Source organism: Kitasatospora herbaricolor (assembly GCF_030813695.1).
GTDB lineage: Bacteria > Actinomycetota > Actinomycetes > Streptomycetales > Streptomycetaceae > Kitasatospora > Kitasatospora herbaricolor.
The window spans coordinates 7,813,377-7,828,569 of record NZ_JAUSVA010000002.1; the positions used below are offsets into that span (position 1 = coordinate 7,813,377).

Below are 15,193 nucleotides of genomic sequence, written 5' to 3' on the forward strand. Positions count from 1 at the left end.
CCGCACCCCACCGCTCCACGTCCGACGTCAAGGAAGAAGCCCCGCCCTCGTGACGACCTACAGCACCTACCGACCTTCCACCGCGCCCGGACGGCCGCAGACGCCCCCGTCCGAGACCCCCGAGGTGGACCTGCTGCGCTGGCCCGACGTGGCCCGCGTGCCGGGTGGCCCGGTGCGGGCGGCCGTCGCCGGGCAGCTGCTGCGCAGCGTCGCCCGCCGGCTCGCCCTGCGCGTCGAGCTGCCGGGCGGGCGGCTGCTGGTGCCCGCCCCCGAGCAGGCACCGACGCTGCGCCTGCACCGCCCGCGCGACTTCCACCGGCGGATCGGCGCCGACGGCCTGATCGGCTTCGGCGAGGCCTACCAGGCCGGCGACTGGGACTCGCCCGACCTGGTCGCACTGCTGACCGCCCTCGCCGCCTCGCCCGGCACCCTGGTGCCGCCCCGGCTGCAGGGGCTGCGCCGCTGGCACGCCCAGCGCCCGCCGCTGGCCGAACTGGGCACCCAGGCCAACACGCGCCGCAACGTCCAGCGCCACTACGACCTCTCCAACGACCTCTTCGCGCTCTTCCTCGACCCCACCATGACCTACTCGGCGGCCCTCTTCCCGCCCGGCGGGGACGGTGCGGCGGAGCCGGCCCGGGCCCGCTGGGACGACCTGGTGCCCGCTCAGCACCGCAAGATCGACCGCCTGCTGGACCTGGCCGGGGTGGGCCCCGGCAGCCGGGTGCTGGAGATCGGCACCGGCTGGGGGGAGCTCGCCCTGCGGGCGGCCGGCCGCGGCGCCGACGTGGTGACGCTGACCCTCTCCGAGGAGCAGCGGCGGCTCGCCGAACGCCGGATCGCCGAGGCCGGCCACGCCCGCCGGGTCGAGGTCCGCCTCTGCGACTACCGGACGGCCCAGGGGAGTTACGACGCGGTGGTCAGCGTCGAGATGATCGAGGCGGTCGGCCGGGCGTACTGGCCCGCCTACTTCGCCACCCTGGACCGGGTGCTGGCCCCCGGCGGGCGGGCCGCCCTGCAGGCGATCACCATGCCGCACGAGCGGATGCTGGCCAGCTCGGACACCTACACCTGGATCCTCAAGTACATCTTCCCCGGCGGGCAGATCCCCTCCGTCGAGGGCCTGGCGCGGGCCGCCGCCGGGTATACCGGGCTGCGGCTGACCCAGCGGGACGCCTTCGGGCCGCACTACGCCGAGACCCTGCGGCTGTGGCGCGAGCGGTTCACCGCGCGGGCCGAGGAGGTCGCGGCGCTCGGCTTCGACCACGTGTTCCACCGGATGTGGGAGCTGTACCTGGCGTACTCCGAGGCGGGCTTCCGGACCGGCTACCTGGACGTCCAGCACCTGCTGTTCACCCGCGAGGAGCAGGCCCGATGAGGGCCCCGGCGACAGCGGCCCCGGTGCGGGCGGACGGGCGGGGGCGGCCGTGAGCGGCGTGGACGCGGGCGCGCTGCTGACCAGCCTCGCGGCCACCCTCGGCGCGGCGCTGGCCGTGATGCTGGCCGCCTTCGCCGTCGGCGTGCGGAGCGGCCGCCACCGGGGCGTGGACGTGGCTTGGGGGCTGGCCTTCGCGGCCGTCGCGCTCACCGGGTACGCCGTCTCCGCCGGGCACGGCGACCCGGGGCGCCGGCTGCTGGCGACCGGGCTGGTGCTGGTCTGGGGCCTGCGGCTGTCCGCCCACATCTGGTGGCGCTCGCGCGGCGCGGCGGAGGACCCGCGCTACGACCGGATGCTCGCCAAGGCCCCGGGCGGGCGCCGGACGGCGTACGCGCTGCGGATCGTCTACCTGCTCCAGGCGGGCATCCTCTGGTTCGTCTCGCTGCCGGTGCAGGTGGCCCAGCAACTGCCGCGCCCGCCCGGCCCGCTCGCCTGGGCCGGCGCCGGGCTCTGGGCCGTCGGCCTGTTCTTCGAAGCGGTCGGTGACGCCCAGCTGACCCGGTTCAAGGCCGACCCGGCCAACCGCGGCCGGGTGATGGACCGGGGGTTGTGGCGCTACACCAGGCACCCGAACTACTTCGGCGACGCCTGCGTCTGGTGGGGCCTGTTCCTGCTGGCGGCCGACGCGCCGATCGGGTGGGCCACCCTGCTGAGCCCGCTGCTGATGACGTACCTGCTGGTCAACGGCAGCGGCAAGCCGATGCTGGAGCGCCAGCTGAGCGGCACCAAGCCCGGCTGGGCCGAGTACGTGGCGCGGACCAGCGGCTTCGTCCCGCTGCCGCCCCGGCGGCGGCGGGGCGCGGGCTGAGGCGCCCCGGCGGCGGTTGCGCCCGGCCGGGTGCGGTGCCTCCGCTCGGGCTCAGTGCGTCCAGCGCAGCGCCAGCAACGCCGCGTCGTCGTCCAGCCCCGTCCGGGTGTGGTTCCGGACGTCGGCCAGCAGGGCCTCCAGCACCTCGTCCGGGTCCTCGGCGGGCAGCGCGGCGAGCCGCTCGGCCAGCGGGTAGAACCTGCCCCCGGCGTCCCGCGCCTCCGAGACGCCGTCGGTGTACATCAGCAGCAGGTCGCCCGGGCGCGGGTCGAACAGGCCGGCCCGGTACCGGCCGCCGGCCAGGTCCAGCAGGGCCAGCGGCGGGGCGTGCTCGGGCGGCTCCAGCTCGGTCACCACACCGGCCCGCCGCAGCATCGGGTGCGGGTGGCCGCAGTTGACCAGCTCGACCGGGCCGGGCCGGGCCGGGACGCCGGCCAGCAGCGCGGTCACGAACCGCCCGTCGGCCGGGCGGCGGGCCAGCGCGGAGTCCAGCCGGCCGGCCAGCCCGGTCAGCTCCGGCTCGGTCCGGGCCGCGTCCCGGAAGACCCCCAGCACGTCGGCCGCCGTCTCCACCACGCCCAGCCCGCTGCCCTGCACGTCGCCGAGGATGATCCGCAGGCCGTGCGAGGTCTCCACCACGTCGTAGAGGTCGCCGCCGATCCGGGCCTCGGCCGCCGCGGCGGCGTAGCGGACGGCGATCCGAACCCGCCCCACCTGTCTGGGGGGCGGGCGCAGCAGGGCCCGCTGGGCCGCCTCGGAGACCGTCCTGACCTGCAGCAGCTCCCGTTCGCGGGACGTCACCAGGACGACGTTGGCCACGCTGGCCAGGGTCGCGGCCACCACCGCGATCAGTGCCGTGACGTGCACCGAGGCCGAGATGCCGCGGTTGGTGACCGCCAGCAGTCCGACCGAGAGGACGGCGGCGAGGCCGGCCATCAGCGGCACCCGGGCCGCCCGGGTGCTCGCGCCGGCCAGCACCGGCACCGCCGCCAGCACGGGCGAGACCGTGGTGCCGGGCCCGGACAGCGCGTCGGTGACGACCGCGGCGACCAGCAGCAGGTACGCGGCCGTGAGCAGCCGCCGGGCCCGCCGGGGCAGCTGGGCCGGCGGGAGCGTCACGTCCTTGCGGGCGCCGCTGGTCAAGGCATCACTCCTCCGGGCGCGGCGGTGGGGGCGGGCGCGGCACCGGGCTCTCCCGCCGCCGTCCACCTTCCACCGTCCACTCTCCACCGGGCGCGGCCGGGCGGCCACGCCGGACCGCACGGCCGGGGGGCGCGCGCCCGGGACCGGGGTGGGCGACCAGGGCCGACCGCGGGCGTCTAGGCTGAGCGGCGATGAGACGCAAGACCGTGACACCGCCCGCCCCGCTCCCGCAGCGCCACGGCGTCGACCCCGTACGGCTGAGGCTGCCCGGCGACGGCGACTGGGCCACCCTGCGCGCCTACCTGGCCCACCGGCTGCCCGCCGTCGACCCGGCCAGGATCGACGCGATGCTGCACGGCGGGGAGATCCACGGCCCGGACGGCCCGGTCGCCCCGGACGCGGCCTTCGTGCCCGGCGCCCACCTGTGGTTCCACCGGGACCTGCCCGAGGAGGTGACCGTCCCCTTCGCGGTGGACGTGCTGCACCGGGACGAGCACCTGGTGATCGTCGACAAGCCGCACTTCCTGGCCACCACCCCCCGGGGCCGGCACGTCACCCAGACGGCACTGTCCCGGCTGCGGCACGAGCTGGGCCTGCCCGCCCTCAGCCCCGCGCACCGGCTGGACCGGCTCACCGCCGGGCTGGCCATGTTCGTGGTGCGGCCCGGCGAGCGGGCCGCGTACCAGAACCTCTTCCGTGACCGGCTGGTCCGCAAGGAGTACCGGGCGCTGGCGCCGTACGTAGCCGGCCTGGAACTCCCGCGGACGGTGCGCAGCCGGATCGTCAAGGAGCGCGGGGTGATCGCCGCGCAGGAGGTGGCCGGCCCGCCGAACAGCGAGAGCCTGATCGAGCTGGCCGGGCACGCCGACGGGATCGGCCGCTACCGGCTCAGCCCGAGCACCGGGCGCACCCATCAGCTCCGCCTGCACATGAGCGGCCTCGGCATCCCGATCCTGGGTGACCCGGTGTACCCGGTGCTGCTGGCCGAACCGGCCCCCGACGACTTCAGCCGGCCGCTCCAACTGCTGGCGGCGATCCTGGAGTTCACCGACCCGATGACCGGGGAGCGGCGCCGCTTCGAGAGCCGTCGCCGGCTCGCTGCCGAGCCGCCCGCGGGCCCGCCGGCCGGCTGACCGGCGCCCGCGGACCGGCCCCGTCGTGCCCGGCCCGCAGCCGGACTCAGCCCGGCTGCGGGCCGCCGAACAGGCTCCGCTCCACGTGCTGGGTGTCGGCGTACTCCCGGACCGAGGTGATCAGGCCGTCCGCCACGGTGAAGACCCCCAGGCAGGCGTTGTCGTAGACCCGACCGGTCGCGGCCAGGCCCTTGGACGTCCACTCGGCCACCACCTGCCCGCCGTCGGCAATCACGTTGGTGAGCGTCACGGCCGGGGCGCCGCCGGGCGCGAACAGCACGCCCGCCCCCAGCAGGAACTCGTCCACGATGGTGTCCCGGCCGCGGTACACGCCGGTCAGCGGGACGTCGCCCGGGTACGTCCAGGTGGCGTCGGGCGCGAAGCTGGCGCGGACGGCCTCCAGGTCACCCCTGGCGACCGCGTCGACGTAGCGCACGACGACGGTACGGGGGTCGGCCGGGTCGGTGCCCGGCTCGGGCGTGCCGGGGGCGGTGCTGGTCATGTCGGTGTCTCCTCGGGTTCGTCGGCGAGGTGCGGTCGGTCGGTGCTGCTCGGTGCTGCCTGGTGCTGCTCGGTGGCGCGGCGGCGAGGTCCGGTCCGGCTCAGGAGAGCGTGAGGACGGCGTTGCCGCGGATCCGGCGCTCCCGCAGGTCGACCAGGACCTCCGGGGTGCGCAGCCAGTCCTCGGTCAGCCCGATCTCGGGGTGCAGACGGTCCTCCGCGACCAGCCGGACCAGGGTCGCCAGGTCCGGGGCGTCGGGCCCGTCGTGGTCGGCGTAGCTGAAGTGCCGGACGGTGGCCGAGACCGGGCCCGCGAAGAAGCCGAAGAAGTCCAGTACGGCCGGCTCCCGGCTCGCCTGGCCGAACCAGACCAGCTCGCCGCGCGGCGCCAGCCGGGACAGTGCGAGCGGGAGGTTCTTCCCGCCGGTCGACTCCAGCACCAGGTCGAAGACGCCCTCCGCCTCCTCGACCCCGCGGACCACCGAGGCGGCGCCCAACTCGGCCAGCCGCTCGCCGCGTTCGGCCGAGGCGGTGACCGCCGTGACCGAGGCGCCGGCCGCCGCGGCCAGCTCCGTGACGTAGTGCCCCACCCCGCCGGACGCCCCCGTGAGCAGGATCCGCCGGCCGGTCACCGACCCCGCCGTCCGCAGCAGCCGCAGCGCCGTCAGGCCCGCCAGCGGCAGCGCGGCGGCCCGCACCGCCGGGACCGAGCGCGGCAGCACGGCCAGCGAGCCGGCCGGCACCGCCACGAACTCGGCCCAGCCGCCGCCCGCCGGGTGGCCGACCACCCGCTGCCCGACCGCGGGTCCGGTGCCGTCCGGCGCCGCCTGGACCACCAGGCCGGCCACGTCCTTGCCCGGCCGGGCGCCGCCCGCCGCACCCTCCAGCTGGAAGATCTCGCCCCGGTTCACCGAGAACGCGTCCACCTTCACCAGCACCTCGCCGGGCCTCTGCACCGGCTCCGCGACCTCCGTACGCCGGAGCGCCGCCGCCGGATCCCCGGTCGCCACAAATGCCTTCATCACCCTGCTCCTCGCCGTCGCGGCCGGTGCTCCCCGGCCGGACACCAGCAAACCGCCGGGCCGCGCAGCCGGTCCAACAACCGGACGGCGGTGGTGACAACCGTCGGTTGTGGGCCAGGATGACGGGCGTGGATCTTGACCTTGCCCAGGTGCGCGCCTTCGTGCAGACCGCCGACCACCTGCACTTCGGCCGCGCGGCGCAGCAGCTCGCGCTGACCCAGCAGGCACTGTCCAAGCGGATCGCCCGGCTGGAGGAGGGCCTCGGCGCCCTGCTCTTCGAGCGCGGCCCGGCCGGGGTCGCCCTCACCCCGGCCGGCCTGCGCCTGCTCGGCCCGGCCCGGGCCCTGCTCGCCGCCGGCGAGGCCGCCGTCGTCGCCGTCCGCCGGGAGGAGCGGCCCGTCCGGCTGGACGTCTGGGGCCACCTGTTCGCCCCGCTGCGCACCCTCCGGGAAGTCCTGGACGACCCGGCGTCCGCCGCCGTGCACGCCGAGGTCGGCCCCGCCCGGGATCTGCCGGCCGTCGCGGCGGCCCTGCTGCGTGGCGACAGCGACGCCGGGTTCGGCCGGTACCACCCGTTCGGCGACGGCCGGGACGAGTCGCTCGCCCACCGGTTGGTCCGGCTGGAGCCGGTCGACGCGATCATGGCCGCCGACCACCCGCTGGCGCACCGCCCCGCGCTGCGCCCGGACCAACTGGCGCAAGGCCGGCTGGTGCTGCCCGCGGCCGCCGAACGGCTCGACTTCGCACGGCGGTTCGCCGAGGAGTTCGCCGTGCCGGTGGTCCCGGGCGAGGCCAACCTGGGCTTCGGCCACCTGCTGTCCCGGATCCGCTCGACCCCGGGCGGCTTCACGCTCTTCCCCGCCGAAGTCCCGCTCCCGGACGGCTCGGGCCTGGTCGCGGTGCCACTGGTCGACCCGACCCCGCTGTACGCCTGGTCGCTGCTCCGGCCGTCGGGCCGGCCGGCCCCGGCCGTGGACGCGTTGCTGCGCGCCTGCGCGGAGGCCGGCCGCCGCCGGCGCTGGCTGGAGTACCGGCCCGAGCGCGACTGGCTCCCGGAGGCGGACCAGGAGCAGGCCCGGGCACTCCGACCGCCGCGTCCGCCGGGCCCGAGGGGCCCTGCCGCCGTGGCCTAGGTCCGGCCTAGGCCCAAGGGACCAAGCAGCCGACCGGCCGGCGGCCGATCCGCAGCACGCCCTCGCGGAGCGACAGTTGTGCCATGAACGCATCGCAGACACCGCCCGCGCAGACCTCCGCCGGCACCCGCCCGACCGCCGCGACCGGGCCTGGCCCCGAGCTCGCCACCGGGCCTGCCCCCGAGCCCGCTTCCGGTCCCGCTTCCGGTCCCGGCCCCCGGGTGGTCCTGATCACCGGGGCCTCCCGCGGACTGGGCCTGGAGCTGGCCCGGGCCCTGGCCGCCGAGGGCCGGCAGCTCGTGCTGACCGCCCGCAACGCGGCCGAACTCGCCGCCGTCGAGGCCGAACTGGCCGCCGTCACCAAGGTCGTGGCGCTGGCCGGGTCGGTGGTCGACGACGACCACCGGGAGCGGCTGGCCGAGGCCGCCGCCGCTCTCGGCGGGGCCGAGCTGCTGATCAACAACGCCTCCACGCTGACCGGTCACGACCTGGCCGGGGCCGCGCTGCCGAGGCTCGCGGACTTCCCGCTGACCGGGCTGCTGGAGACCTTCGAGGTGAACGTCCTCGGGCCGCTCGCCCTTACCCAACTCGTCCTGCCCCAGCTGCGCGAGCACGCGGGCGCGGTGCTCAACCTCAGCTCGGACGCGGCCGTGGAGGCGTACGAGGGCTGGGGCGGCTACGGCGCCTCCAAGGCCGCGCTCGACCACGCCTCGGCGGTGCTGGCGGCCGAGGAGCCGCAGCTGCGGGTCTGGGCCGTCGACCCGGGAGACATGCGCACCCGGATGCACCAGGAGGCGTTCCCCGGCGAGGACATCTCGGACCGGCCGCTGCCGCACACCGTCGTCCCCGCCTTCCTCGCCCTGCTGCGCGAGCGCCCCGCCTCCGGCCGGTACCGCGCCGCCGACCTGCTCGCCGCCCCCGGCGCCGAGTCCGCAGCCCCCAGCGCCACCTCCACCTCCACCTCCACCACCTCCACCTCCACCACCGACGAGGAGCACCGATGAGCGCAGCCCTCGGCAGCCGCTTCGACTTCACCGTCCCGCCCGAACTCTCCGCCCGGGCCCCGGCCGAGGCCCGGGGGGTCGGCCGGGACGGCGTCCGGATGCTGGTGGGCCACCGGGGCAGCCGGGCGGTCGAGCACCACCGCTTCACCGACCTGCCGCAGGTGCTGCGGGCCGGCGACCTGCTGGTGGTCAACAACTCCGCCACCCTGCCCGCCGCGCTGACCGGCCGCCTCCCCGACGGCACCGCCGTCGCCCTGCACCTGTCCTCCGCCGAGCCCGGCCCGCTCGGCACGCACCTGGTCGAACTGCGCAGCGCCCCCGACGTACCGGGCGCCGCCGCCGGCTACTACCCGCCGGAGGCCGGCCCGGCCCGGGCGGGGCTGCGGATCGCGCTGCCCGGCGGCGCCGGCGCCGAGCTGGGCGAGGCGTTCACCGCCCGGCTGTGGCACGCCCGGCTCACCCTGCCCGCAGCGCTGCCGGCCTACCTGGCACGGTACGGCCGGGCGGTGCGCTACGGCTACGTGGACCGGGACTGGCCGGTCGAGGCCTACCAGACGGTCTTCGCGACCGTACCGGGCAGCAGTGAAATGCCCAGTGCGGCGAGGCCGTTCACCGCCGGGACGGTGGCCCGGCTGGCCGGCCGGGGCGTCCTGGTCGCGCCGGTCACCCTGCACACCGGGGTCGCCTCGCCCGAGGCCCACGAAGCGCCGTACGCCGAACGGTTCACCGTCCCCGCCACCACCGCCGCGCTGACCGGGCATGTCCGGGCCGGCGGCGGCCGGGTGATCGCGGTCGGCACCACCGTGGTCCGGGCCCTGGAGTCGGCCACCGACCCGGACGGCGTGGTCCGGGAGGCCGACGGCTGGACCGAGTTGGTGATCACCCCGGAGCGGGGTGTCCGCGCCGTGGACGGCCTGCTCACCGGCTGGCACGAGCCGCAGGCCTCCCACCTGCTGATGCTGGAGGCGGTGGCCGGCCACGCACTGCTGGAACGCTGCTACGCGGAGGCGATCGAACACCGGTACCTCTGGCACGAGTTCGGCGACGTGAACCTCCTGCTGCCGGACTGAGCCGAAGCCCGGGGCGGGCCGTGTCCGCGTCCCGGACCACGGCCCAGGACCCGGACCCGGGCGGTGGATCAGCCGGCCAGGTCGTGGTCGGCCAGGACCTCACCGATCACCCGGCGGTGCTCGGCGGCCGTCCGCGGATCGCGGTCGAGGAACTCCACCAGGCAGATCAGGGCCTTCCACAGGGCCCACCCGCGGGCCCGCGCCCACATCGCGGCGTCCTGGCCGACAGCGGTCCGGAACGCCTCCCGGCTCTCGCCCGAGAACATCGTCCAGGCGATCACCAGATCGCAGGCGGGGTCGCCCACCCCGGACGTCCCGAAGTCGATCACCGCGGCCAGCTTCCCGTCCCTGACCAGCAGGTTGCCGCTCGCGATGTCGCCGTGGAACCAGACCGGCGAGCCCTGCCACCCCGCCGCCAGCGCGGCCTGCCAGACGGCCGCGGCCCGCCCGGTGTCGAGCAGGCCGGACAGGGCGGCGAGGGCGGCCCGGGTCTCCCCGTCGTAGAACGCCGGCGGCGTACCCCGGTGGAAGCTGTGCGCCCCGGCGGACGGCCCGTCGGCCGCGTCGATCCGCTGCAGGGCGAGGAGGAACCCGGCGACCGAGACGGCGAACCGCGGCAGGTCGTCGACCGGTCCGCGGTCGGCGCTCTCGCCCTCCAGCCAGCCGCGGACCGACCAGCTGAACGGGTACCCCTCGCCCGGCACCCCCTGCCCCAGGATCCGGGGCACCGGCACCGGCAGGGACGGCGCCAGCACCGGCAGCCACCGGCTCTCCTTGTCGACGGCGGGGGCGTAGCCCGCGGCGGTGGGCAGCCGCACCGTCATCGCGTCCCCGAGGCGGTAGGTGCGGTTGTCCCACCCGTCGACGGCGACCGGCCGCACCGGCAGGTCACCCCACTGCGGGAACTGGGCGCGGATCAGCCGCCGCACCAGCTCCGCGTCGATCCCGGCACGACCGTCCTTGTAGCGGCTCCCGACCATCCCGCGATCCTGTCCGCCGGCCCGCCGGGCCGCAATCGAATTCCGCCGGGGCCGGCGGCTCCCGGCCGTCCCGGGCACCCCCGGGGGCGCGGCCGGGCCACACCTCGCGCCGCGCAGGGCCGGGGCCTCCCGGCCTTCTCCGCCCACCGTGGGCCGGCCGCCCGTCCTCGCACGAACGGTCGTCCCCGCTGGTGCCCGGGAGGCGGCTGTGATCGGCTCCTGATCACCTGTGTCTGCCGCGGACGCCGAGCGCGAGGAGTGTCGATGGGCCGCTTCGGGTGGAAGCTGCACGGTGACGGGCGCAACCCCGCCGTGGGGGAGGTCGTCAAGCCCGACGAACGGCTGACCTGGGGCCGGACGGTCGGCCTCGGCGCGCAGCACGTGGTGGCGATGTTCGGGGCCACCTTCGTGGCGCCCGTCCTGATGGGCCTGGACCCGAACCTCGCGGTGCTGGTGTCGGGCGTCGCGACGATCTTCTTCCTGCTGGCGACGGGCGGCCGGATCCCGTCCTACCTGGGCAGCAGCCTCTCCTTCGTCGGGGTGGCCGCCGTGATCCGTGCCCAGGGCGGCGACTCGGCGACCCTGACCGGCGCCCTGCTGGTGGTCGGCGCCGTCCTGACGGCCTGCGGCGCGGTGGTGCGGGCCGCGGGCGCCCGGGTGATCCACGCGGTGCTGCCCCCGGTGGTGACCGGCGCCGTGGTCATGCTGATCGGCTTCAACCTCGCGCCCGTCGCGGCCGGCAGCTACTGGCCGCAGGACCAGTGGACGGCCCTGCTGACCATGACCTTCACCGGGCTGGCGCTGGTCGTCCTGCGGGGCTTCTGGTCCCGGATCGCGATCTTCCTCGGACTGCTCTTCGGCTACGCGGTCTCCTGGCTGTTCGACCGGATCTTCGGCCGGATCCACTCCGCCGACGGCTCCGGCGCGGTGACCGACCACTGGCGCCTGGACCTGTCGGGGGTCGGGACGGCGGACTGGATCGGGTTCCCCGCCCTGCACGGCCCGAGCTTCTCCGCCTCGGCGATCCTGGTCGCGCTGCCCGTGGTGGTGGCCCTGATCGCGGAGAACGCCGGCCACGTCAAGGCTGTCGGCGAGATGACCGGCGACCCGCTGGACGACAGTCTCGGCCAGGCCGTGATGGCCGACGGGGCCGCCACCATGATGTCCACCGCCGTCGGCGGCCCGGCCACCACCACCTACGCGGAGAACATCGGCGTGATGGCCGCGACCCGGGTGTACTCCACGGCCGCCTACTGGTGCGCGGCCGGCTTCGCGATCCTCTTCGGCCTCTGCCCCAAGTTCGGCGCCGTGGTGGCCGCGATCCCGGGCGGGGTGCTGGGCGGGATCACCGTCGTCCTGTACGGCATGATCGGCCTGCTCGGCGCCCAGATCTGGATCCACAACCGGGTCGACCTGACCAACCCCCTGCACCTCGTCCCGGTCGCGGCCGGGGTGATCGTCGGCATCGGCGGGGTCATCCTCAGGTTCACCGACACCTTCGAGCTCGGCGGCATCGCCCTGGGCACCCTGATCGTCGTCCTCGGCTACCACGGCCTGCGCCTGGCGGCCCCCGCCCACATGAAGCACCCGCAGGCCGCCTCGCTGGACGCCGGGGCCGCCGAGTACGACGACGGCGCCGGCCGCTGAGGCACCGGCCACGCGGGACGCCTGCGCGGAGTTCGCACCGCGGCTGTCTGAGGGTCTACCCCCGCACCGGTCGGGATCGGTGGGGGGAAGACGGAGGTGGGCGAGGACGGAGTCGAACCGTCACAGCCGAAGCGGGGGCTTTACAGGCCCTTGGGCTCACCAGTGCCCAGCTCACCCCGGACGGAGGGGCGGGGGGCCGCCCGGGACGTCTGCGCGTACCGGGCGGCCCCCGGGACGGGCGCGGCCGTGGCTGCGCACGGCCGGTCCGTTCCTCCGGGAACTGTGAAGTGCCGTCCTTAGGACAGCCTTTCATTCTTCCTTCTTCGGTGTGGAGTCACGCCCTGCTGGTGCTTGATCCACGAATCCGGTCAAGGTTCCAGGAATCGCGGACGTGACTTCACCGCGCGGAGAGTGCGCGGATCGAACGCGCGCGGGCTTGCACCCGACCACGGCTCAGCAAGCCGTTGCCTTGCCACTCGGCCAACTCTCCAACGCTGCCGGACGAGGATTCGAACCTCGAATCTCCTGAATCAGAGTCAGGCGTGCTGCCAGTTGCACCATCCGGCACGGGAGGGCGACAGGAAGAAGCCGCCCTCGCGGGGAATCCCCGGGGCGGCTCGGCTGTCGGCCGGTCACCGTGCGGGGAGAAGTCCCGAACTGCGCTGGGAACTTGAGGAACGCTGATACGACCGGACACCGGTGGTGGTGGGCATGATGCGTTCCTTCCTGCGTTGCTGGGCGGCGATGCGCCTACTCTGCAGCAGGGACACCGAGGCGGGCAAGACATTTACCGGGAGCTTCGCGGCCCGGGGCCCCGGCCCGGGCCGCCGGCGCAACGTGGCTCCGCGGCTATCGCCCGTGCCGGCGGGCGGGCCGGTCAGGAGCGCCGGACCGGGGTGCGTCCGCTGGCGCCGAGGGCGCGGTCGAACGGGTCGGCGTCGGCCGGGACATCGACCGCAGGCCCGTACGAGCCGTTGGCGCGGGCCTGTTCGGCGAGCTGCTCGACCACGCCGAGGACGATCTTCGCGGTGTGCTCGCCGACCGGATGGTCGAGGCCGGCGCCCTGGGCCAAGTCCCATCCGTGCAGGGCGAGTTCCTGGATGGTGATGGCTGCGGCGACCTCGGCCGGCAGGGTGCCGGGGCCGAATTCGGTGGTGCCGGAGAGTGCGTCGGGGGCGAGCCAGGCGGCGACGGCCCGCTCGGCCGAGCGGGCGACGGCGGCCGGTTCGGTCAGCGGCGGGGCGGGCTCGGCGGGGCGGGGCTCCTTGCGGGCGGCCCGCTCCGAGTCGGGCAGGACGCCGCCCAGGTGGGCCAGCAGGTCGCCGACGGAGTAGTCCGGGCAGGGGGTGCGGCGGTCGAGCTGGTCGGGGGTGATCCGGTCGGCGGTGGCGGCGAACAAGGTGGCGAGTTCGCTCAGTGCGGTGCGCATGGCGACGGTCCTTGCGGGAGAGGGGTGGTGCGGCCCCGGGGCGAGGGGCCCGTTCGTTTAAGTCAAGGCTAAAACGATGCCCTGCCCGCCGCAAGCTGAAGCCGTGACTAAAATGTCCCTATGGATGCGGTGCGCGTGGTCGCCGAACCCAGACGGCGCGCGATCCTGTGGCTGATCTGGGACGAGGAGCTGTCCGCCGGCGAGATCGCCGAGCGGTTCGACGTCACGTTCGGCGCCGTCTCGCAGCATCTGAAGGTGCTCCGTGACGCCGGGCTGGTTACGCTGCGCCAGGAGGGCCGCAGGCGCTACTACCGGGCCGACCGGGACGCGATGGGTCCGCTGGCCACGTACCTGCAGACGATGTGGGCCGACAGACTGGACGCCCTGGCCGAACTCGCCGAGCGGGCGGAGCGGGCCGAGGGCGCGGAAGACGCCGAACGCGCCGAGCGGGCCCGCTAGCGGACCGCCGGGCCGAACCGGCCCACCCGGGCCGAAGGGAAGGACCCCAGCCATGAGCGACCCCGTGGTGACCGTGGAGCGGCGGATCGCCGCCCGGCCCGAAACGGTGTTCTCCTTCTTCGCCGACCGAGACCGCTGGTTGTCCTGGATGGGCAAGGACGGCGACTTCGCGTTCACCCCGGGCGGTGCCTACCGCACCCACGTGGCCGCCGAGAACCACGCGGCCGGCCACTTCGTGGAGATCGACCCGCCGAAGCGGGTGGTGTTCACCTGGGGCTGGGAGAGCGGCGGGATGCCCGTGCCGCCCGGCTCCAGCACGGTCGAGATCACCCTCGAACCCGAGGGCGAGGGCACCTGGGTCCGGCTGGTCCACCGCGACCTGCCGCCGGAGGCCTGCGTTCCGCACCACGAGGGCTGGGTGCACTACCTGGACCGGCTGGTGGTCCTCGCCGAGGGCGGCGACCCGGGGGTCGACAGCTGGTCGGAGAACACCCACGTCTGACCGTCCGGCCGGGCCCCGCCCCCGTCCCTCCGGGCCCGAGGTGACCCCCGTCCCCTCGGCCGGGCGCAGGCCGCACCGGATGCGGGGGCCGCCGGGCACGGCGGCCCCCGCCCGGTCGTCACCTCCGGCTGACGGACCGGCCCGGTCGCCCGCCACCGCGACCGCTACCCGGCGGCCTGCTCGGCCGTCCGGCCGTCGCGCAGTTCCACCACCCGGTCGGCCAGTTCCATCAGAGCCGGGTCGTGGGTGGCGACCAAGGCCGTGACGCCCTCGCTGCGGACCACCGCGCGGAGCAGCTCCATCACCGAGCGGCCGGTCTCGGAGTCCAACTGGCCGGTCGGCTCGTCCGCGATGATCAGGGCGGGTTCGTTGGCCAAGGCCCGGGCGATGGCGACGCGTTGCTGCTGGCCGCCGGAGAGCTCGCCCGGTCGCCGTCCGGCGTGGTCGGCCAGGCCGACCAGGGCCAGCAGGGTGTGGGCCCGCTCCTCGCGCTGCTTGGCCGGCAGCTTGCGCAGGCGCATCGGGACGCCGACGTTCTCGGCGGCGGTGAGCACGGGGATCAGGCCGAAGGACTGGAACACGAAGCCGATCCGGTCCCGGCGCAGCGCGAGCCGGCCGTCCTCGTCCAGCCCGGCCAGGTCGACGCCCTCCAGCTCGACCCGCCCGCCGGTCGGAGCGTCCAGACCGCCCACCAGGTTGAGCAGGGTGGTCTTGCCGGAGCCCGACCTGCCCTTGAGCGCGGTGAGTTCGCCGCGGGCGGCGGAGAAGCTGACCCCGCGCAGGGCGTGCACGGCCTGCGGCCCGCTGCCGAAGCTCCGCCGCAGATCCTCCACCTGCACCATGGGTGCCGGTGCGACCGTCGGTGCGGCCGCCGGTGTGCTCGCCGCTCGCTGGCTCATGCTGAGTCCCCCCGGGGTTCGGCCC

Annotated in this window: 15 protein-coding genes and 3 tRNA genes; 9 read left to right on the top strand and 9 right to left on the bottom strand. The window is 75.7% G+C overall.

Translation table 11 applies throughout. The annotated features are described in order from the left end of the window. Window positions 1-49: 49 nt before the first annotated feature. Window positions 50-1,378, top strand: a complete 1,329-nt coding sequence (locus J2S46_RS33955; protein WP_229912738.1) for an SAM-dependent methyltransferase — start codon at window positions 50-52, stop codon at window positions 1,376-1,378. A gap of 49 nt (window positions 1,379-1,427) precedes the next feature. Then, window positions 1,428-2,246, top strand: coding sequence for a DUF1295 domain-containing protein (locus J2S46_RS33960; protein ID WP_370882277.1), 819 nt, complete (start codon window positions 1,428-1,430; stop codon window positions 2,244-2,246). A gap of 51 nt (window positions 2,247-2,297) precedes the next feature. On the opposite strand, the gene J2S46_RS33965 is transcribed toward J2S46_RS33960, so the two are convergent. Then, a complete protein-coding gene (locus J2S46_RS33965) occupies window positions 2,298-3,389 on the bottom strand; it encodes a PP2C family protein-serine/threonine phosphatase (RefSeq protein WP_191290195.1) in 1,092 nt (363 codons plus the stop codon). Between the two features lie 191 nt (window positions 3,390-3,580). Between J2S46_RS33965 and J2S46_RS33970 the strand changes: the two genes are divergently transcribed. After that, window positions 3,581-4,522 (top strand): pseudouridine synthase, encoded by a 942-nt coding sequence (locus J2S46_RS33970; protein WP_191290196.1) that lies wholly within the window; start codon window positions 3,581-3,583, stop codon window positions 4,520-4,522. Between the two features lie 46 nt (window positions 4,523-4,568). On the opposite strand, the gene J2S46_RS33975 is transcribed toward J2S46_RS33970, so the two are convergent. Both J2S46_RS33975 and J2S46_RS33980 read right to left on the bottom strand, forming a co-directional pair. Beyond that, a complete protein-coding gene (locus tag J2S46_RS33975) occupies window positions 4,569-5,024 on the bottom strand; it encodes a nuclear transport factor 2 family protein (protein ID WP_191290197.1) in 456 nt (151 codons plus the stop codon). Window positions 5,025-5,124: 100 nt separating this feature from the next. Then, window positions 5,125-6,045, bottom strand: a complete 921-nt coding sequence (locus J2S46_RS33980; protein WP_191290198.1) for a zinc-binding dehydrogenase — start codon at window positions 6,043-6,045, stop codon at window positions 5,125-5,127. Window positions 6,046-6,164: 119 nt separating this feature from the next. On the opposite strand from J2S46_RS33980, the gene J2S46_RS33985 reads away from it, so the two are divergent. The 3 genes from J2S46_RS33985 (at window position 6,165) to J2S46_RS33995 (ending at window position 9,252) form a co-directional block, all read left to right on the top strand. After that, window positions 6,165-7,178, top strand: coding sequence for a LysR family transcriptional regulator (locus tag J2S46_RS33985; protein ID WP_191290199.1), 1,014 nt, complete (start codon window positions 6,165-6,167; stop codon window positions 7,176-7,178). An 83-nt stretch (window positions 7,179-7,261) separates the two neighbouring features. Next, entirely contained in the window at window positions 7,262-8,182 is a 921-nt protein-coding gene (locus tag J2S46_RS33990) for an SDR family NAD(P)-dependent oxidoreductase (RefSeq protein WP_191290200.1), read from the top strand. After that, window positions 8,179-9,252: an S-adenosylmethionine:tRNA ribosyltransferase-isomerase gene (locus J2S46_RS33995; protein WP_191290201.1), complete on the top strand. Its 1,074-nt coding sequence runs from the start codon at window positions 8,179-8,181 to the stop codon at window positions 9,250-9,252. The genes J2S46_RS33990 and J2S46_RS33995 overlap by 4 nt, the downstream gene beginning before the upstream one ends. Before the next feature lie 68 nt (window positions 9,253-9,320). On the opposite strand, the gene J2S46_RS34000 is transcribed toward J2S46_RS33995, so the two are convergent. Next, window positions 9,321-10,232, bottom strand: a complete 912-nt coding sequence (locus J2S46_RS34000) for an aminoglycoside phosphotransferase family protein (protein WP_191290202.1) — start codon at window positions 10,230-10,232, stop codon at window positions 9,321-9,323. A 264-nt stretch (window positions 10,233-10,496) separates the two neighbouring features. Between J2S46_RS34000 and J2S46_RS34005 the strand changes: the two genes are divergently transcribed. Then, window positions 10,497-11,879: a uracil-xanthine permease family protein gene (locus J2S46_RS34005; RefSeq protein WP_191290203.1), complete on the top strand. Its 1,383-nt coding sequence runs from the start codon at window positions 10,497-10,499 to the stop codon at window positions 11,877-11,879. A gap of 97 nt (window positions 11,880-11,976) precedes the next feature. On the opposite strand, the gene J2S46_RS34010 is transcribed toward J2S46_RS34005, so the two are convergent. The 4 genes from J2S46_RS34010 to J2S46_RS34025 all read right to left on the bottom strand — a co-directional run bounded on the left by J2S46_RS34010 (window position 11,977) and on the right by J2S46_RS34025 (window position 13,308). Then, window positions 11,977-12,056: transfer RNA gene (locus J2S46_RS34010), tRNA-Tyr, on the bottom strand. 228 nt (window positions 12,057-12,284) lie between these two features. After that, window positions 12,285-12,369 (bottom strand) — tRNA-Ser (locus J2S46_RS34015). A 4-nt stretch (window positions 12,370-12,373) separates the two neighbouring features. Beyond that, window positions 12,374-12,446, bottom strand: a tRNA-Gln gene (locus tag J2S46_RS34020). 310 nt (window positions 12,447-12,756) lie between these two features. Next, window positions 12,757-13,308 carry a TIGR03086 family metal-binding protein gene (locus J2S46_RS34025; protein WP_191290204.1) on the bottom strand — a complete coding sequence of 184 codons (552 nt, stop codon included), beginning with the start codon at window positions 13,306-13,308 and terminating at the stop codon, window positions 12,757-12,759. Between the two features lie 120 nt (window positions 13,309-13,428). On the opposite strand from J2S46_RS34025, the gene J2S46_RS34030 reads away from it, so the two are divergent. After that, a complete protein-coding gene (locus tag J2S46_RS34030; RefSeq protein WP_191290205.1) occupies window positions 13,429-13,767 on the top strand; it encodes an ArsR/SmtB family transcription factor in 339 nt (112 codons plus the stop codon). 52 nt (window positions 13,768-13,819) lie between these two features. Then, window positions 13,820-14,269, top strand: a complete 450-nt coding sequence (locus tag J2S46_RS34035; protein WP_191290206.1) for an SRPBCC family protein — start codon at window positions 13,820-13,822, stop codon at window positions 14,267-14,269. 164 nt (window positions 14,270-14,433) lie between these two features. Here J2S46_RS34035 and J2S46_RS34040 read toward each other — a convergent pair whose 3' ends face one another. Further along, entirely contained in the window at window positions 14,434-15,168 is a 735-nt protein-coding gene (locus J2S46_RS34040) for an ABC transporter ATP-binding protein (RefSeq protein ID WP_191290207.1), read from the bottom strand. Window positions 15,169-15,193 lie beyond the last annotated feature (25 nt).